This window comes from Flavobacteriales bacterium (genome assembly GCA_016699575.1).
Classification (GTDB): Bacteria; Bacteroidota; Bacteroidia; order Flavobacteriales_F; family PHOS-HE28; genus PHOS-HE28.
Map to the genome: position 1 here is coordinate 777710 of CP064979.1, position 20421 is coordinate 798130.

General features: G+C 61.3%; 9 protein-coding genes. 8 read left to right on the forward strand and 1 reads right to left on the reverse strand.

From position 1 onward, the window contains the following. The first annotated feature begins 21 nt into the window (after positions 1-21). Entirely contained in the window at positions 22-4164 is a 4143-nt protein-coding gene (locus tag IPJ76_03350; protein ID QQR87272.1) for a T9SS type A sorting domain-containing protein, read from the forward strand. A gap of 199 nt (positions 4165-4363) precedes the next feature. Then, the gene (locus tag IPJ76_03355; GenBank protein ID QQR87273.1) at positions 4364-10723 is read left to right on the forward strand and encodes a proprotein convertase P-domain-containing protein; all 6360 of its coding nucleotides are present in this window, start codon (positions 4364-4366) and stop codon (positions 10721-10723) included. 95 nt (positions 10724-10818) lie between these two features. Here the strand turns inward: IPJ76_03355 and IPJ76_03360 are convergent, their stop codons facing one another. Next, on the reverse strand, positions 10819-12087 hold the full coding sequence (locus IPJ76_03360) for a DUF1343 domain-containing protein (GenBank protein ID QQR88388.1): 1269 nt from the start codon (positions 12085-12087) through the stop codon (positions 10819-10821). An 88-nt stretch (positions 12088-12175) separates the two neighbouring features. Here IPJ76_03360 and IPJ76_03365 point away from each other — a divergent pair, with 88 nt between their 5' ends. The 6 genes from IPJ76_03365 to IPJ76_03390 all read left to right on the forward strand — a co-directional run bounded on the left by IPJ76_03365 (position 12176) and on the right by IPJ76_03390 (position 20416). Continuing rightward, complete coding sequence (locus tag IPJ76_03365; protein ID QQR87274.1) at positions 12176-13669, forward strand: ABC transporter permease; 1494 nt, start codon at positions 12176-12178, stop codon at positions 13667-13669. A gap of 121 nt (positions 13670-13790) precedes the next feature. Continuing rightward, complete coding sequence (locus tag IPJ76_03370) at positions 13791-15170, forward strand: pyridoxal-phosphate dependent enzyme (protein QQR87275.1); 1380 nt, start codon at positions 13791-13793, stop codon at positions 15168-15170. Continuing rightward, the gene (locus IPJ76_03375; GenBank protein QQR87276.1) at positions 15167-15772 is read left to right on the forward strand and encodes a hypothetical protein; all 606 of its coding nucleotides are present in this window, start codon (positions 15167-15169) and stop codon (positions 15770-15772) included. Before IPJ76_03370 ends, IPJ76_03375 begins: the two co-directional genes overlap by 4 nt. Before the next feature lie 5 nt (positions 15773-15777). Further along, positions 15778-16569 (forward strand): cobalamin-binding protein, encoded by a 792-nt coding sequence (locus tag IPJ76_03380; GenBank protein QQR87277.1) that lies wholly within the window; start codon positions 15778-15780, stop codon positions 16567-16569. A 36-nt stretch (positions 16570-16605) separates the two neighbouring features. Then, positions 16606-18891 (forward strand): patatin-like phospholipase family protein, encoded by a 2286-nt coding sequence (locus tag IPJ76_03385; GenBank protein QQR87278.1) that lies wholly within the window; start codon positions 16606-16608, stop codon positions 18889-18891. Between the two features lie 112 nt (positions 18892-19003). Then, positions 19004-20416, forward strand: coding sequence for a VWA domain-containing protein (locus IPJ76_03390; protein QQR87279.1), 1413 nt, complete (start codon positions 19004-19006; stop codon positions 20414-20416). Positions 20417-20421: the final 5 nt, after the last annotated feature.

Below are 20421 nucleotides of genomic sequence, written 5' to 3' on the forward strand. Positions count from 1 at the left end.
ACTTTCGTCGTACCAACCGGAGTGACGCAGGTTACACTGGAATGCTGGGGCGGCGGTGGCCGCGGTGGCACCCGGAGCTCCAATGGAAGGGGCGGTGGCGGCGGCGGTGGCGCTTATGCGCGGAGCGTGCTTTCGGTGACCCCTGGCAATTCGTATACAGTTACGGTTGGCGCCGGAAGCACTTCCGCTTCACCGGGCGGTGATTCCTGGTTCGGTAGCACGACCACCGTTATGGCAAAAGGTGGGAACAGCGTTGCGAACAACTCTTCCACGGGTGCAACAGGCGGGTCCGCGGCAGCATCGTTCGGTGATGTGGTTTTCGATGGAGGAGACGGTGCCAACGCACCCGGCGGCACTGGCGGAGGTGGTGGTTCATCCGCTGGTACGGCGGCCAATGGAAACAATGCATCAGGAGGAACAGGTGCAAGCGCGCCTTCCGGTGGTGGCGATGGCGGTAACGGGGGTAATGGCACCTTCGGCACCGGTGCAAACGGTTCCGCTCCTGGGGGTGGCGGAGGAGGGGCTGAACGCGGCTGCTGCATCACTGTGAACGCGGGCAACGGAGGCGCAGGTCGCGTGGTGGTCACGTACACCTACAATCCGGGTTCATGCATGTCCGCCACCGGTGCCAATGCCATTGCCGACAACGGTTGTGCGTCGGGCAATTCCCTGAATGTCGGGTTCCCGATCAGTGGCCTGCCAACCGTACTGGGTGCGGCACCTGGCCAGGCAAGGCTGATCAGTGTGGAACTCATCGTTTCGCACACGTGGAACAACGACCTCGACATTACCCTCACCTCTCCGACAGGTCAGACCCGGAACCTCCTGCTTGACCGCTTCAGCAGCGGTGACAACCTCGGGGACCCGTCCAATTGCCCCGATGCCACGCTGGTTTTGATGGACGGCGCCACTGCACTCCCAGCGGCCGCTACGATCGTGAACAACGCAACCGGTCCTTATGCTCCCGAGCAAACCCTCGCTGGCTTCGCAGGCGACCCGAATGGAACTTGGACATTGACCATATGCGATGACGCTGCCGACGACCTCGGGAACTTCCTGCTCGGCAAACTGAACTTCTGCTCGGTACCGCAGATCACCGGAACCACCAGCAACAGTCCCGTGTGCTCCACGGACGACCTGGTACTGAGCGTTACCGCAACAGGCAACCCAGCGGTCGCATACAGCTGGAGCGGCACCGGCACCTTCAGCCCGAACAACACCAGCGCGAACGTCACTGTGGATGGACCCGCCACGGGCAACTACACCATTACCGTGAGCAACACGTGCGGTTCTGACAACGCAACGGTTCCCGTGACGGTGACCAGCGCAACGACGTGGTACGCCGATGCCGATTCGGACGGTTCAGGTGACCCCGGTGTCACGCAACAAGCATGCAGCGCGCCACCGGGCTATGTATCGAACAATAACGATGGTTGTCCTTCCGATCCCAACAAGATCGCACCAGGCATCTGTGGCTGTGGTACGGCCGACGTGGACAGTGATGGCGACTCGGTGTTCGATTGCTTTGACGGATGCCCGAGCGATCCGAACAAATTCGCGCCAGGTATCTGTGGCTGCGGCGTTGCGGACACGGACACGGATTCTGACGGGACGGCCGATTGCAATGACGGCTGCCCGAACGACCCTCTGAAGACCGCTCCTGGTCAATGCGGATGCGGGAACCCGGAAACCGGCGACACGGACGGTGATGGCACCGCAGACTGCGTGGACGGCTGCCCGACCGACCCGAACAAGATCGCACCGGGCCAATGCGGTTGCGGCGTTTCCGATGCCGACCTGGACAATGACGGCACACCGGACTGCAACGATGGATGCCCCAACGATGCCAACAAAACAGCCCCCGGTCAGTGCGGTTGCGGGGTACCTGAATCGGCCGACACGGACGGTGACGGGACTTTGGATTGCGTTGATGCATGCCCCACGGACCCGAACAAGATCGCACCGGGCCAATGCGGCTGCGGGGCACCTGACACGGATACGGACAGTGATGGCACCGCCGATTGCAATGACAACTGCCCCAACGACCCGAACAAGATCAACCCAGGGATCTGTGGTTGCGGTTCACCGGATGTTGATACGGATGGCGATACCGTCTTCGATTGCTTCGACGGTTGCCCGAACGACCCCGACAAATTCGCTCCGGGCCAGTGCGGCTGTGGAACGCCTGACACCGACACTGATAGTGACGGCACCGCGAACTGCAACGACGGTTGCCCCAACGACCCCAATAAGATCGCTCCTGGCGACTGTGGCTGCGGCAACGTGGAAACCGGCGATACCGATGAAGACGGCGTAGCAGACTGCTTGGACGGTTGCCCCTTCGACGACACGAAGACCGCCCCTGGCAACTGCGGCTGCGGTAACCCCGAGCCCGGTGCAGCATGCGACGACGGCGACAACACCACAGGTGAGGACACCGTGCAGCCCGACTGCTCGTGCGCTGGTGTGCCCGTGGACTGCAACTACGTGCCCAGCGGCCCCGATATGCCCGGCACAGCATGCGATGACGGCAATGCAGCCACCGGCAACGACACTTGGGGTGCGGACTGCCTGTGCGTTGGGGAACTGCTCGACTGCGAAGGCACACCCGGTGGCACAGCACTTCCGGGCAGCGTGTGCGACGATGGTCTGGCCACCACCGGCAACGACATGTACGGCGCCGATTGCGTGTGCGCCGGTGAACCCATCGACTGTGAAGGCACACCGAACGGCACGGCTCTCCCCGGCACGCCTTGCGACGACGGCGACCCGAACACCATCAACGACCTGTGGGACGGCTCCTGCGCTTGCGTGGGCACGCCCAGTTGCATAGGCAACATGGTGACGCTGACGCTGAACACCGATGCCAACGGCAACCAGACCAGTTGGGAGATCGTGCCCGTCGGCGGAGGCGCGGCCCTCTGCCAGGGCAGTGGTTTCGCCAGCAACAGCAGCATCGATTCGGATTGCTGCCTGGCCGATGGCTGCTATCGCCTGCTGGTGTACGACAGCTTCGGCGACGGCATGACCACCGGCGGCTACGTGCTGCGCGATGCGAACGGCGAGATGATCATCGACAATGCGGGCAACGGCGGTTTCACCAGCATGAGCGCCATTGCGAACAACGGTGGCTTCTGCCTGCCGATGGGCGTGGACCACCTGATCGCCGCCGACTGCGGTCGCATGGACCTGCTGCCCAGCAGCACGATCAAATCGACCGTGAGCGGTGCAGTGAGCGCGCAGTACGGCGTGGGCGACCAGACCGACGACGGCTACCAGTTCTGGCTCTTCGATCCGAACGGCTCATATAGCCGCGTCATCTTCAAGAGCCACGCGAACCACACCCCCGGCACGCCACAGGGTCCCGGTGCGTGCAGCAACCTGGTGCTGAGCAGCCTGCAGACCATGCCGCCCCCGGCCAACAAAATGCTGAACGTGCGTGTGCGCACCCGTGTGAACGGCGTGAACAGCGAGTACGGTCCTGCCTGCCGCATCATGATCGACCTGGTGGGTACCTGCCCCACCACCACGCTGGTGAACGCACCGAACGACCCCAAGCACAGCTGCGGCGCCAGCAAGACGGTGAGTGCATCCTCCAAGCTATACGCCAATGCAGTGGCCGGCGCCAACAAGTTCCAGTGGCGTTTCGAGAACACGGCGAACAGCTACGTGCGCACCATTGCCACCACCGGCGAGGTCGTCACCATCGGCAACTGGGCCACCAACCCGCTGCTCTGCGGCACGCACGTGTACCAAGTGAGCCTGCGCGCCAGCTTCGATGGAGGCGCCACCTACTGCCCGTACGGTGCAGTGTGCAACGTCACCATCACCAACAACAACAGCAACTGCACGCAGAACTTCCAGGGCGGCGGTGCCAACCTGCACGTGGTGCAACAGGAAGAAAGCGGTATGGCCGTGTGGCCCAACCCGATGCGCGATGGTCGCCTGACGGTGAAGCTGCACGGGTTGAACGAAGCCGAAGCGGTGACCACCATCGAGCTGTACGACATGTTCGGCAAGCGCGTGCACGCCCAGAGCTTGGCCACCGACGGTGCCACCGAACTGACCACCGTGCTGGAGCTGCCCCAACTGGCCACCGGCCTCTACATCCTGAACGCGACCAGCGGCGAGCGCCTGTTCACTTCCCGTGTGGCGGTGCAGTAAGGCTGGCCTGACTTTCCGGAAGCCCTCGCCTTGCGGCGGGGGCTTCTTTTTTAGCCTTGGTCGAAAAGCCCCCAAGGCTTCCCAGAGCACTTTTCAACAACCCATTGTGGGCTGAACGGGTCCGATACATTGGCGGCCCCCTGACCACCTCTGCCCCGAGGTCTTCGGCTTTCCTGACCCTGAACCGAAATCAATTCCAATGAGAAGGACTTTACTCCAGTTGTCCAAAGCGATCGTTGCGGTCGCGTGTTTCATGAGTTGTGCGCACAGCACCGATGCGCAAGTAACCGTAACCGCGACCGGTGTTGGACCGGGACCCACTGCGTACACCACGTTGAACGCCGCCTTTGCCGCGATCAATGCAGGAACGCACCAAGGGGCGATTACCTGTGCGATAACGGGGAACACAACCGAACCAGCCCCTCCAACGCCGCTCCTGTCAAGCGGAACCGGAAGTTCGAACTATATAAGCATCCTCATCGCTCCGACGGGCGGCAATTGGACGATCAACTCTGCCGTTGCACCAACAGCCTCGCGGGGTGTCATCGAGATACAGGGAGCCGACAACGTCACGATCGATGGTGATGACCCCGGCACAAGCGGCACTCGCAATCTCACATTCCAGGCAGCGGCTGTCACCACTACAGGTGTCGCTGTGGTCCGTTTCGCTTCCACAAGCACCACGAACGGCGCTACGTTCTGTACCATCAAGAACTGCGTTGTGATCGGTTCAAGAGCGTCGGCCACTTCCACTGTTACGAACTACGGGATCTATTCGGGTACTGCTGTTGCCGGCAACACGTCCACCTCTGGCCAGAGCGACAACAATGACAACCTGACGATCGAGAACAACGAAGTGCGCCGTTGCTACTGGGGCGTCTATGTGGCCGGAACCTCGGCCAACAAGTGCGACAATGCCATAATCCGCAACAACGTGATCGGCAACGCCACAGCTGCTGATGCCGTGGCAAACCGGGGCATTTACGTTCAGAACACGCAAACAACAGCTGGTGCCGGTTCAGCCATTATCGAGCTGAATGACGTCCGGCTGACCAGCGCACCAGGCACGACCGATATTGCAGCGATCGAGGTTGCCAACGGCAACGCAGGTGCGTTAGTGCGTCGAAACAGATTGCATGACGTCCAGAATCTGAACACTGGCGGCCAGGGCTCTTACGGCCTATGGATTTCCGGGTCCACGGAGAATGCGGGCATCGAAGTCTCCAACAACTTCATATGGGATTGCTACAACGACAACTGGACAACCACGTACTCGGCTACATCCCCAGACCTTCCGGTGGGCATCCGTGTGAGCGCCGGTGCTACTGGCCTCAAAGTCTACCACAACTCCATAAGCCTCAACCAACCGAACACCGATCCCACGGTGATCAATTTTTCCGTGTGCCTTCAGTTCACTGTGAACACGATCACCGGAAGCGACGTGCGTAACAACATCTTCTCGAACACCCAGACCGGGATATCCACCAGCGGCAATTATTGCATGACCGTACCCAGTGGATTCACCTTCGGGACCATCAATGGCAACAATTATTACGAGAACCAGGCTTACAGCTATGTCGGATGGAACGGGACGAACAGGGCCACACTGACGGAATGGCAAGGCCAAACGCTCCAGGACGCTGGGTCCAAAGCCGTGAACCCGGCGTTCACGAGCACTACGGATCTGCACATCCCGACAGCCACCCCCTCCGAACTTGAATCGGCTGGTGCCGCAGGCACTGGGATCACGGTCGATGTCGACAATGACGCCCGGCCAGGACCCACAGGCTCTGTGAACGGAGGAGCCACTGCCAACGACATCGGTGCGGACGAGTTCGATGGCGCACCCGTGGACCTTACGGCACCGACCATCACCTATCCCGCTCTGGGCAACACGTGCACGTTTGGTGCGCGCACGCTCACGGCTTCGATAACGGACGCTTCCGGCGTTCCCACTACGGGCGCCGGTCTACCGGTGCTGTACTGGCGCATCAACGCGGGTGCGTATACCGCAGCGACCGCAACACATGCCGGGGCCAACAACTACGACTTCAGTTTCGGTGCTGGCGTGGTGGCCGGTGATGTGGTGAGCTACTACATCGTTGCGCAGGACAATGCGAGCACGCCGAACGTGAGCGTTTCGCCCAGCAGTGGTTCCAGCGGCTACAGCGCCAACCCACCAGCAGCGAGCACACCACCCACCGCGCCCAACAGCTACCTTATCGGGGTAACGCTCAGTGGCACTTACACGGTCGGCGTCGGGGGCAACTACACCACGCTTACCGCTGCTGTGGCCGCGTACAATGCGAACTGCCTTGGCGGCCCGGTGGTGTTCGAGCTCACCGATGCCACCTACAACTCGGAAACGCACCCGATCAACATCAATGCGAACCCCGATGCCAGTTCGACCAACACCCTGACCATTCGCCCTGCTTCGGGCGCCAGCCCCTCGTTCAGCAATGGGGTCGCTGGCGCGCTGATCGTCCTGAACGGAGCCGATCACGTGACCATCGACGGCAGCAACAACCCGCAAACGAACAGCTGTTGCCCCTTGGTGCAGAGCAGCCGGAACTTGTTCTTTGGCAACACCAGCACGGCTACCACCTCGGCGGTGATCTGGCTCTCCTCCGGCGCCACCAATAACACGATCCGCAACTGCACCATCCGCGGCGGCGGCACGGGCATGTTCTGCGGCGTTGGCAGTGGCGGTGCGTCCATCAGCACCACCTCGCTGGGCCTGGACAACGACAACAACACGATCGAGAACAACGACATCGGCCAGTGCAGCGTGGGCATCTACAGCCAGGGAGCGAGCTCGGCGAACAAGAACTCCGGAACGGTGATCCGCCTGAACAAGATGGACAATGTTGCCCCGAGCAACCTGGGCACCATCGGCATCCTCACCGGTTTCGAGGACAACATCATGATCAGCTGCAACAGCATCAGCGAGGTGAACGGCAGCAGTGACCGCGCCGCCATCAGCGCTGGGTTCGGCACGAGTTATAGCACAAGCACCACCGTTGGCAACGAGGTGACGAACGCGACGATCAGCAACAACAAGGTCGGGAACGTGATCGGCTCGAATTTCAACACATATCTGGGCATCGCATTGGGATCGGCCACGAGCGGCACCTCCACCATCAGCAACAACATGGTCGTCGGCGTGGTAGGCCCTGCCACTTCACCGGATTATTGTGCCGGTATCGTTGCGGGTTGCGGAACGGGAAGCACGACCAACATCCTGCACAATACCGTGCACATGCAAGGGACCATGAGCACCGGTGGCGGCGCCTTCAGCATGGTTTCGGCGGGCCTGGCCCTGCCGAACACCAGCCTGGGTACGCTGACGGTCCGGAATAATATATTCAGCAATACCCAGCTGGGCAATGCGGGCGCCACCGGACGCTTCGTGGCTGTGACCATGGCGGCCAGCTCGTTCACCGGTTTCACCAGCAGCAACAATGACCTGTACGCCGTCAACACCCCGGTGGGCACTTCCAGTTATCATGTGGGCATCACCGGCGGTATGACCGGAACCTCGCGCACCACCCTGCTCGACTGGCAAACGGCAACCGGCCAGGACGCTGGCAGCGTGAACGTGGCGCCGGTGTTCACCAGCAGCACCGACCTGCACTTGGTCACCACCGACGCCAGCAACATCAGCAACCTGATGAGCGGCGGCACCACGACGAGCGTGACCACGGATATCGACTGCGCCACGCGCAATACCCTCACGCCCACCATCGGAGCCGATGAATTCAGCGTAGCGGCATGCACAGGCCTGCCGAATGCAGGAACGAGCAGTCCTGCCAACACCAGCGTTTGCAGCGGAGCCACTGTGAACATGACCAACAATGCCATCAACCTTACCACCGGCATCAGCTACCAATGGCAGGTGGCTTCCGTGAGCGGCGGACCGTACGCCGATGTGAGCGGGGGGACCGGGGCCACCACGCAGAGCTACACCACGGGTGCCCTGGCGCAGGGCTCTTACTTCTACGTGTTGCGCGTGCGCTGTGCGAACGAGACCGTTCCAAACGGGGACAGTTACAGCAACGAAGTCGCCGTGACGGTTGGCGCAGCGGCCCCCACCGCCACAGCCAGCGCGGTTCTCGATTGCTCGGTGGGTGGTTTCTACATCAGGGTGGACCTGACCAGCCTTGGCGGTGCCACCGATGTGGACCTTGTGCCTAGCATGGGCCCTGGTCTGCAGTTCATCGATGCCCCCGGCGTTTACGACCTCGGTCCGTTCACCAGTGGCAGCAACGTGAACGTTGACGTGGTGAACAACACGGATCCGTTCTGCAGCCTGAACCTCGGCAGCTTCACGGCAACCACCAATTGCATCAATAATGGGGATTGCCTCGCCAGTGGTACGCAGAACATTCCCGACAATGGATGCGGAACCAATACAAGCTTGGATGTGCACCTGCCCATCAGTGGCTTGAATGACGACCTGGGATCCAACGTGGTCCTGGGCAGCGTTGCCTTGGAGGTGGAACACACTTGGCGCGGCGACCTTCGGATCGTGCTGGTATCGCCCACAGGCCAAGCCCGCAACCTTTTCCTGCAAAAGCCGACCACCTCTGCCGGAGGCAACAACCTTGGCGACCTTAGCCTGCCCTGCCCTTCGGCGCCGTTGGTGCTGCAGGACGGTGGAGCTGCGTTGGCCACTCTCAACTCCGGTACTGACAACGCTGCCTTCGGCACGTTCGCGCCGGAAGAAACACTTGCCGGCTACACCGGAAACCCGAACGGCACATGGACTCTTCGCGTTTGCGACGCCGCCAATCTCGACAATGGCAGCCTACGACATGTCCAACTGAACTTCCTGAACATGGACTGCCTGGGCGTTTTCGGCGGGACCACGTTGCCGGGCTCGCCCTGCGATGACGGCAACATCGAGACCCAGAACGATGCATATGACACTGGCTGCCTGTGCGTGGGCGATTACGAGGATTGCTTGGGCAACCCGGGCGGACCGGCCCTGCCCGGCACAACGTGCGATGATGGACTTGTCACCACGGGCAACGACCTCTACGATGCCAGCTGCAATTGCACCGGACAATTGATCGACTGCGAGGGCACGCCCGGTGGAACGGCATTGCCCGGCAGCCCTTGCGATGACGGAAGCGCCGGCACCATCAACGATCTCTGGGACGGCTCGTGCAACTGCGTGGGCATTCCGTTCGGCTGCCAGGACAATGAGGTGAACCTCGAGCTGGGTACTGATGCGAACGGCGCACAGACCAGCTGGGAGATCGTGCCCTCGGGCGGTGGAGCCGCCGTTTGCAGTGGAGGTGGATATGCCGACAACAGTACCATCACCGAGACCTGTTGCCTGCCTACAGGCTGCTACCGCTTGATCGTGTACGACAGCTTCGGCGATGGCATGACCACGGGCGGTTATCGATTGACGGATGAGAACGGCAGCCGCATCATCGACAACTGGGGAGACGGCATGTTCGCCAGCACGAGCACCATTGCCAACAACGGTTCGTTCTGCGTGCCCATCGGCACCGATGCCATGCAAGCCAGCAGCTGCGACCGTTTGGACCTGCTGCCGAGCAGCGTGGTGGCGGCAGTACCCAATCCGGCGGTGAGCAGCCAATACGGAATAGGCAGCAACACCGACGATGGTTACCAGTTCTGGATCTACAACCCGGACGGTGGATATAGCCGATTGATCTACAAGAGCCTTGCGAACCCCGGCCAACCGGGTGCTCCATTCGGTCCCACTGCCCCAGCATACTTGCAGCTTAGCAGCATCGTTACCAGTCCGGTACCGACGAACGTGAAACTGAACATCAGGGTCCGGAGCCGTGTGAACGGTGTGAACACCGAGTTCGGGCCGGCGTGCGTGATGATGATCGATGTGCTGACCCAATGCCCCACGACCCAATTGGTGGACAATGTGAACAGCACGCAGCACAGTTGCGGTGTCACGGGTAAAACGGTCGGTGCCAGCGGCAATGCGGGCAAGATCTACTGCAACGTGGTCAGCGGCGCGAACAAGTACCAATGGCGCTTCGAGAACGCGGCGAACGGCTATGTGCGGCAGATCGCGACGACCACCAGCGTACTGCCGTTGAACAAATGGAGCACCTCGCCCCTGCTCTGCGGCACCCATACATACGACGTGACAGTGAGGGCAAGCTTCGACAACGGCACCAGCTATTGCCCGGTCGGCACGATGTGCACGGTTGGTATTACCAACAACAACACAACACCATTCTGCACTACTCCGAGCGGTCCGTTCGCCGGGGGCGGCCTTCATGCCATGGAGGAAACCACCAATGGCATGCAGCTCTGGCCGAACCCCGTACTGGATGGTAGCGTGGACATTGAACTGGACGGTATCGCCAGCGAGGTGCACGACGTGCGCATCGTGGTTTTGGACCTCTACGGCAAGGTGGTGCTTGACCGAGTGGTGCTCACAGAAGGCGCCAATGAGCTGCGCACCTCGCTCCAGCTCGGCAGCGACGTGGCCAGCGGCGTTTACGTGGTGAACGTGACGGCGGGCGAACAGACCTTCAACCAGCGGTTGGTGGTGGAGTAAGGGAGAGACAAGTCAAGGGAAGGGCGCTCAGCAATGGGCGCCCTTCTCCGTTGATGGCCCAGTAATCCGTGCTTGGTACGATGTGGGCGCGCTCGCTACTTGAAGTCCGGATAGAGCAGGTACTTCCCGCGCAGCACCATATAGGCATCGAGCTCGGGCTTCCATGCAGCGCGGATGCGTGCTTCATCGGCGCCGTTCATCAGCAGGCCGCGGAGGTCGTGTGAACCCACCAGCGTATCGAAGAAGTTGTTGAAGAACTTCTTCTTGTCCGGCGCCTGCTGGTGGAAGCCCATAAGCCACTGGATGTTCATCTGCTTGTTCATGCGCGAGTAGAAGGTTCCGTATTCGCTCAGGTCCATCCCGCGGCACTCCACCGCCCTGTGCGGGGGTTCCATTGCGCCGGGCATCGGTACCGGTGTGAAGCGGTGGTTGCCCAGTTTTCCGCCTGGCACACCGATGCATTGGAACGGCTTGTTGGTGCCGCGGCCCACGCTCACCTCGGTACCCTCGAAGAGCACCAACGAGGGGTACAGGTACACGGCGGCCATGTTCGGGAGGTTGGGCGATGGCTTCACCGGCAACGCGTAGTAGAGCCCATGGTCATATCCAGCGCACTTCACAACGGTGAGGTCGCACTTCGCCGCGTTCTTCAACCAGCCCTCTCCGTTGATCATGCCGGCCAATTCGCCCAGGGTCAAACCGTGCACCAACGGAACCGGATGCAGCCCAACGAACGATGCATGCTCCTTCTTCAGCACCGGGCCATCGATGTAGAAACCGTTGGGGTTCGGGCGGTCGAGCACGATCAACGGCTTGCCCTGCTCGGCGCAGGCCTCCATCACATAGTGCAAGGTGCTCACGTACGTGAAGCAACGCACGCCCACGTCCTGCAGATCGAAGAGCACCACGTCCACATCGGCAAGGGCAGCAGCTTCGGGTTTTTTCTTGTCCCCGTACAGCGAAACGATCGGCAGGCCGGTGCGCGCATCCTTGGTGTCTCCAACGTGCGCACCCGCATCGGCATCGCCGCGGAAACCATGCTCAGGGCTGAACACGCGCACCACGTTCACCTTCAGGGCCAACAGCGTGTCCACCAACAGCGTGTTGCCGATACGCCCGGTGTGGTTGGTGGCCAAGGCCACCCGCTTGCCCAGGAGCCTGGGTACGTATTCCTCCGTGCGCTGGGCACCGGTCCGTAGACTGTCCAAGGCCGGTTGAGCAAGCGCTTGTGGCGCAGCCGGTGCAAGCACAGGAGCCGTGGGTTGCTGAGCACAGGCAGGAAGCACAAGAAGTGCCGCACATGCGGCGGCTATCTTCGACGGCCTCAGGGAACGCAGGGTAAACGTGGGGTTCGCACACTTCATCGCAAGGCGCATCGTTGCGGCCAAAGATCGGCACGACCGGTTGTCGCGGCCCATTGTGTGGATAGCGGTATCAGGCATCGTCATCGGTATGGCGGTCATGATCATCACGGTGGCCATCAGCACGGGTTTCCAGCAGGAGGTGCGCAACAAGCTCATTGGCGCTGGCGGGCACCTGCAGATCGCCAGCATGGAACAGACCGACGCCAAGGAAACGCCGCGCCTGAGCATCCGGCAGCCCTTCTACCCGCACTTGGACACGGTTACTGGCGTGAGGCACATCAGTGTGTTCGCCACCAAACCGGGCATCATTGAGACGAGCGGGGAGATACAAGGCGTGGTAGTGAAGGGCGTGGGCGCCGACCACGACTGGACGTTCCTGCGCCATCAATTGGTGTCCGGCCATATACCCACCGTCGGCAACGACAGTGCCGGGCCACGCAACGAAGTGCTGCTGAGCCAGTGGATGGCCGAACGTTTGTCCATCGCAAACGAAGACACCATAACGATCTACTTGGTGAAGGACCGGGATGACATCCGGCCACGGAAGTTCAGGGTGTGCGGTATCTATCGCACCGGCTTGGAGCAATTGGACCAACAAGTGGTCTTCATCGACATCGGGCATCTACAGCGCTTCAGCAACTGGGGGCTCCAGGCGGAGATACTGGTGGGCGATGTGGAGGAAGGCCGCTATGTCACACTGGAAGCATCGGCCTTCGGCGGCGACCGCAACTACACCTTTGAATGGCCGGGTACCGATCTGAAAGGTCCGGGCCCCCACCGGGTTCAGCTATGGGACTGGCACAACGCCAGCTGGCGCCCTGAGCAATTCCCGACCCGTCCCAAGGACACCACCTTCACATTGGTGGTGCATGACAACAGTGGCACCGTTCCGGACACCTCCACAGTGCGCATCATACCGGATGTCGTTATCCCGATCACGCACAGTTTGGGCACCGACCTGGTCGTGCAGCAAGCGCGGGTCGAACGATCGCACGAGGGCAGCACGCACAACCAGTACGTCGGCGGTTTTGAAGTAGCGCTGGACAGCTACGATGACCTGCTGGCGCTGGACGATGCCATCTACCGCGACCACTTGGGCTATGGCCTGCGGACCATCACCGTGCGGCAGCAGTTCCCTGAAATGTTCGCGTGGCTGGAACTACTGGACACCAACGTGTGGGTAGTGATCGTGCTCATGACGATCGTGGCCATCATCAACATGACCAGCGCGCTCATCATCATCATCCTGGAGCGCACCACGATGATCGGTGTCCTGAAATCGTTAGGTACCACCAGCGGCACCATACGGCGCATCTTCCTCATCGACGCCGCCTATATCCTCGGCATAGGCATCGTGCTCGGCGACCTCTTGGGCATCGGCCTGTGCCTGCTCCAACATGCGACAGGTCAGGTATCCCTGGACATGGACGTGTATTACGTGAACGCGGTGCCCGTGCTGCTGGAATGGTGGCCCATCCTTCTTCTGAACGTGGGTGTGCTGCTGGTGTGCATGGCCGCGTTGGTGCTCCCGAGCATGCTGGTAACCCGGATACCTCCGGTGCGGGCCATCCGGTTTTCCTAACGGTTGCCGCTTCTCGGCTCCTCGGTCGCTACGCGGCCTGCGGCCCACGCTTGCGGCGTTGCTCGATGTGACAACCTCTGACCGCAACGAAGCCGGTACATTCGCCCGCGACCGCACGTCCATGTCCATCAAGATCCACGAAAACATCCTCAGCACCATCGGCAACACGCCCATGGTGCGCCTCAACCGCATCACCAAAGACGTGGCCGCCACTGTGCTCGCAAAGGTGGAGACCTTCAATCCCGGCAACTCCATCAAGGACCGCATGGCCATCAAGATGATCGAGGATGCCGAGCGCGATGGCCGCTTGAAGCCCGGTGGCACCATCATCGAAGGCACCAGCGGCAACACGGGCACGGGCCTGGCCATCGGCGCCATCATCAAAGGCTACAAGTGCATCTTCACCACCACCGACAAGCAGAGCCGTGAGAAGGTGGACATTCTGCGGGCCTTCGGCGCCGAGGTGATCGTGTGCCCCACCAATGTGGACCCTGAAGACCCTCGCTCGTACTACTCCGTGAGCAGCCGCCTGGTGAACGAAACGCCCAACAGCTGGAAAGCGAACCAGTACGACAACCCCAGCAACGCGAAAGCACACTACGAGACCACCGGCCCCGAGATCTGGGAACAGACCGGCGGCAAGGTGGACCACTTGGTGGTAGGCGTCGGCACCGGCGGCACCATCTGCGGCACGGCGCGTTTCCTGAAGGAGAAGAACCCCAAGCTGAAGGTGTGGGGCATCGATACGTACGGCTCGGTGTTCAAGAAGCTCAAGGAGACGGGCATCTTCGACAAGAACGAGATCTATCCGTACATCACTGAAGGCATCGGCGAGGACTTCGTGCCCGAGAACGTGGACCTCAACATCATTGATCACTTCGAGAAGGTGACCGACCGCGATGCGGCGATCTTCACGCGCCGCATCGTGAAAGAGGAGGCCATCTTCGTGGGCAACAGCGCGGGCGCCGCAATGGCCGGTCTGCTGCAATTGAAGGACAACTTCAAGAAGGGCGAGACGGTGGTGGTGATCTTCCACGACCACGGCACACGCTACGTGGGCAAGATGTTCAACGACGACTGGATGCGCGAGCGCGGCTTCCTCGTCGAGGAAAAACCCACGGCCGGCGATCTGCTGAAGGGCAAAGAGCTGGGACTGGTCTCGGTGGAAGCCGAAGAACCCGTGCTGCTGGCCATCGACCGCATGCGCAAGCACAACATCGACCAATTGCCTGTCATGGAGAACGGCAAGCCCGTGGGCACCATCACCGACGCGCGGCTCTTCGACGCCATCCTCGAAGACGCCGACGTGCGCACGCAGAAGGTGCGCGTGGTCATGGGCCCTGCGTTGCCCTTGATCAGCCCTGAAGCGCATCTGGAGGATATTGCCAAGAGCTTGGGCAACGGAACACCGGCCGTGCTGGTGCAAATGCCCACCGCACCGAACGGCACGAACGCGTTCGGGATCATCACCAAACAAGACATCATCGGAAAACTCAAATGAACGTGCAACGCTTATCCATCATCGCCATGGCCTGCCTGCTGGGCGCTTGCTCCGGCAACGGCCAAGTGGACGGCTCCACCGCCAAGACCGACTCCCTGACCGTGCAGGCCACGGGCTCCAAACGCTGGGTGGACGAGAACACCTTGAACGCACTTCCGGAGGATGCGCGCAAGAACATCTTGAGCGGCAACCCTGAACCGATCCCCGCTGCCGGCCCGGAATTCGTGGCGTTGGTCGGCAACCTGAACTCCGATGATGCACGAACGCGCACCGATGCTGCACGTGCGATTTCGCTCACGATGACAGGCGCCAAAGGTGATTACTACAACGCCATCCAGAGCAACGTGCCGCGTTACCTCAACGAACACCCGTTGGAGTTCCTTGATCTGTTCAACGGCACGCGGAACATGGGCAAGACCGAGTTGATGGCGTGGGCCCAAGTACTGAAGGGCGAGGGCAAGGAGCTGTCACCAGCTTCAAGCGAGCTGATCCGCAACATGAAGGCCGCATGCAGCAATGGTGACGCCGGCCAGGTCGAAGTGCTCAACCTGTTCGTGAGCTATGTGACAGGCGAGGGCGGGAAGAAGGGAGGGCTGAAGTAGCCAACGTGGAGGCGGTCATCGACCAAATTGGCCGCACGGTTTCCCATGGGGCACCACCGTACCGCATCATTTCCATTGTTCCCTCGCAAACGGAACTTCTCTACGATCTCGGCTTGGGCGAACGCGTCGTGGGCATCACCAAGTTCTGCGTGCACCCCGATGAGTGGTTCAGGAACAAGACCCGTGTTGGAGGCACCAAGAAGGTGGACTTCGCCAAGGTGCGTGCCCTGAAGCCGGACCTGATCATCGGCAACAAGGAAGAGAACGAACGACTGGACGTTCTGCAACTGGAGAAGGAATTCCCCGTGTGGATGAGCGACGTGCGCGACCTGGCCGGGGCGCTGGACATGGTGGAGCGTCTTGGGGCACTCGTTGGCGAGCCCAAGCGCGCAGTGGACATGTCGCGGCGCATTGCAGAGGCCTTCAACAACGTCCGCCCTTTGCAGGAGCCGCTGACCGTTGCCTATCTGATCTGGCGCGAACCGTTCATGGCGGCCGGTCATGGCACCTTCATCAATGACATGTTACGGCGCTGCGGACTGGTGAATGTGTTCGACGAGGACGATGCGCGCTACCCGGAGATCACCCCGCGCGACCTGGCCGTAGCCGACCCGGACATCATCCTGCTCTCCAGCGAACCCTACCCCTTCAACGAGCAGCACATGGACGAATTGAACTTCATATGCCCTGGAACCCCTGTGCGGATGGTCGATGGCGAGATGTTCAGTTGGTACGGTAGCCGCCTGCTCCGTTCACCCGGCTATTTCAACGGTCTTATCGGCACACTGTCGGCCTGAGACCGCCATTTGGTGGCGTGTACTTTCGTGCGCCCCATGTGCCGCGCTTCTTCGCTCCTGTTCGCACTCCTGATCGCGGCCAGCCTGTGGGCCCAGCGCGTTGGCATCGTGCTCAGCGGTGGTGGTGCCACGGGCATGGCGCACATCGGTGTCCTGAAGGCACTGGAAGAGAACGGCATACCTGTGGACTGTATCGCGGGAAGCAGCATGGGAGCGCTCATCGGCGGCATGTACGCGGCGGGATGGTCGCCTGCGGAGATCGACAGCATCTTCAACACCGAGCTCAACAAATTGATGGCGGCCGGCGGCATCGAAGACCGCTACATGCACTACTTCAAACAGGATGCACCGGACGCCTCCTTGGTGAACGTGAAGCTGGACCTTGACACTACCCTGCAACTCAGCCTGCCCACCAACCTGCGAAGCCCTGTGCTCATCGACTTCGAGCAGATGCGCGCGTTCGCTCCGGCGAGCAAGGCGGCGGGGTACAACATGGACAGCCTCTTCGTACCGTTCCGCTGCGTGGCCAGCGATATCACCGCCAACCGGCCTGTAACGTTCAGCAGAGGCGATCTGGCGCAAGCCGTGCGCGCCAGCATGAGCTATCCGTTCTACTTCAAGCCGATCCGTGTGGACGGCCACCTGATGATGGACGGCGGACTGTTCAACAACTTTCCCAGTGATGTGCTCTACGACGCGTTCCTGCCGGATGTGATCATCGGCAGCAATGTGGGATACAACGGTGGGCCGCCCAACGAGGACGACCTGATGAGCCAGTTGCGCGCCATGATGCAACAGCAGACGGACTATAGCATCCCCTGCGAGCACAGCGTGATCGTGGCGCCCAGGTCGAACACGGGCCTCTTCGACTTCAACGACCCGGAGAGCACTATCCAGGACGGATACAATGCTGCCATGGAGCGCATGCCCGAGATCAAGGCCATCATCGATCAGTACCGCACCGCTGCCGAAACCACTGCCCGCCGAGCACAGTGGAAGTCGCGCCTGACCGAACCGGTCTTCGGCGATGTGCACATCAACGGCCTAACGAAACAGCAGACCAAGTACGCCGAGCGCACCCTCATCGGCCGCCGCCCTGCGCCTATGACCACTGCCGAACTGAAGCCGCGCTACTTCCGCCTCTTCGCCGACTACAACGTGGGCGGCCTGCACCCCAAGGCCACGTGGAACAAACAGAACGGCAACTACGACCTGGATGTGCTGGTGAAGCGCGAAAAGGACCTCGACGTGCGCTTCGGTGGGATCTTCAGCAGCCGACCCGTGAACACTGGCATGGTCGGTCTGCGTTACCACATCTTCGGGCGCAGCAGCGCGCGGCTGGAAGCCCTCTCCTACTTCGGCAAGTTCTACTCGGCGGGCCAAGCCAAGCTGCGTGTCGACCTGAGCACGCAAGCCCCGCTCTACATCGAACCCGTCTTCACCCTGCACCGGTGGGACCACTTCACCAGCTTCACCACCTTCTTCGACGAAGTGCGGCCCAGCTACATCGTGCTGCGCGAAGGCTGGGGCGGCCTCAACGTGGGCCTGAGCGCTGGGAACAAGGGCCTGCTGCGCTACGATTTCAAATACGTGCAAACACAGGACAGCTACTATCAACAACTGGAGTGGAACGCCACGGACACCGCTGACGTGACGGAGTTCTATCACGTGACCACCGGCCTGCTCATCGAACGCAACAGCCTCAACCGCAAGCAGCACCCCAATGCTGGCGAATGCTTGAAGGCCGAGCTGCGCTACTTCGGCGGCGATGAGGTGACCACACCAGGCACCTTGGGCGGTGGCAGCCGCCAGCCGGAGAACCACCACCACGAATGGCTCACCGCCAAAGTGACCTTCGACAAGTACTTCGTGCTCACGCGCAATTTCCGCTTGGGGGTGCTTGCGGAAGGTCTGTACAGTTCCTATCCCGCGTTCAGCAACTACACCGCCACCATCGCGCGTGCTCCCGTTTTCCAGCCCACCCCGGAGAGCCGCACCTACTTCCTCGAAGACTTCCGTGCCAGCCAATACGTGGCCGTCGGCGCACGTGCCATCATCGCCGTCGCGAAGAACAAGTTCGACCTGCGCTTGGAGGGATACGCGTTCCAACCCTACAAGAAGATCGAGCGCGAGGCGATCGATCAACCCGCCGAAGGCACCCCGATCAGTGATCGCTATTTCCTGGCCAGCGGCTCGCTCATTTACCAAAGCCCCATCGGGCCGGTGTGGTTCAACACCAGCTATATCGATGGGCTGGAGAACCCCTGGGCCGTGAGCCTGAACTTCGGGTACGTGATCTTCGCACAGCGTTCATCTGAGTAGCGTACGACCGGTTTCTTTACCACGGGATCGAACCTGCCTCCTGAGGAGGTGTACGGCCACCCGCCGCGTTACCCGTACGCGTGGCTTGCATTCACGCCTAACACCACCTCACATGAAGACCCCGCTCCTTCTGCTGGCCACGTTGGCCGTATGGTGCGTTGCATGCGCACCGCCCGCTGCGCGCATGGCCGACGCTGACCCCATGAACGCCGCCCCTGCTGTGGCGGTGCCCAACACACCCGCACAGTCCACCACCTTGGTGCTGCACGCCATGGCCGAGCATCCGCTCGTGAAGACCGGCAGCGGCGACGACCTGCACGTGCTGCTGAAAACGACTGCCATCCGCGACACGTCGCACACCGACCGGCTGCCGTTGAACCTGGCGGTGGTCATTGACAAGAGCGGCAGCATGGAGGCCGCTGGCAAGCTGGAGTACGTGAAGGATGCCTTCGACAAACTGGTGGACAACCTCGACGCTGAAGACCGCCTGACCATCGTGGCTTACGACAGCGATGTGCGCGTGCTCCGCGGCGCGGATGCCGCCGTGCTGGACAAAGCCGAAGCGAAGAAGCTCGTCCGCCAGTTGCACCCGGGCAGCGGCACCAACCTCAGCGGCGGCATGCTGCAGGGATATGCCGAAGCCTTGAAGATGAAACGCGATGGCTACGTGAACCGCGTGCTGCTCCTGAGCGACGGGTTGGCCAACGAAGGCATCACCTCACCCGTGGAGCTGAAGCGCATCATCAGCAACAAGTTCGAGAAGGACGGCATCGCGCTGAGCACGTTCGGCGTGGGGGCCGAGTTCAACGAAGACCTGATGACCGCGCTGGCAGAGATCGGGCAAGGCAACTATTGGTACATCGGCTCGCCGGACCGCACGGCCGCCATCTTCCAGGAAGAGATGAACGGGTTGCTGGCCGTGGTGGCCCAGAACGTGTTGCTCACCCTCGACTATCCACGCGAACTCGTGGAGGTGAAAAAGGTGTGGGGCGCTGAACCCACGATCCAGGAGGGTCGCATCACCCTGCGCCTGAACGATGCGTACAGCGGCGAGGAGCGCAACGTGGTGGTGACCTTTGCCCCGCGCGAAGGCGTGCACGGCCCAGTGAAGCTGGCCGCCCGCGTTGAGTACGATGATGTGCTGAACACCAGCACCCGTGCCGCGCAGGATGCGTTCGTGGCCATTGAAGCAAGCGGCGATGAGCAGGCCATTGCCGACGCCATGAACGCGGAAGTAACGCGCCGCCAAGTACAATACCAGGCCAACTGGAACCTGGAGCAGGCCATGATGGAGGCCGACAAAGGGAACTACAGCGCGGCGGAGGAGATGGTCAGCGCCAACGCTACCTTCCTTCAAGGGAGCTTCGACCGGGTGCAAGCGAACACACTGCAAACGATGCTTTGGTCCATCAACAACAGCTACGCCGGTGAATTGAAGGACATGGAGGCCAAGCCGGAGGCCGAGAAAAAGCTCATCCAAAAGGACAGCAAGAACAAGGCTTACCGGAACAAGAAAGGCAAGTGACCCGG

What these genes read in the sequence shown, in the direction of transcription:
- IPJ76_03375 (QQR87276.1), top strand. Translation starts at nt 15,167, where the DNA reads ATGAACGTGCAACGCTTATCCATCATCGCCATGGCCTGCCTGCTGGGC.
- IPJ76_03360 (QQR88388.1), bottom strand. Translation starts at nt 12,087, where the DNA reads ATGAAGTGTGCGAACCCCACGTTTACCCTGCGTTCCCTGAGGCCGTCG.
- IPJ76_03390 (QQR87279.1), top strand. Translation starts at nt 19,004, where the DNA reads ATGAAGACCCCGCTCCTTCTGCTGGCCACGTTGGCCGTATGGTGCGTT.
- IPJ76_03355 (QQR87273.1), top strand. Translation starts at nt 4,364, where the DNA reads ATGAGAAGGACTTTACTCCAGTTGTCCAAAGCGATCGTTGCGGTCGCG.
- IPJ76_03365 (QQR87274.1), top strand. Translation starts at nt 12,176, where the DNA reads ATGGCGGTCATGATCATCACGGTGGCCATCAGCACGGGTTTCCAGCAG.
- IPJ76_03370 (QQR87275.1), top strand. Translation starts at nt 13,791, where the DNA reads ATGTCCATCAAGATCCACGAAAACATCCTCAGCACCATCGGCAACACG.
- IPJ76_03385 (QQR87278.1), top strand. Translation starts at nt 16,606, where the DNA reads ATGTGCCGCGCTTCTTCGCTCCTGTTCGCACTCCTGATCGCGGCCAGC.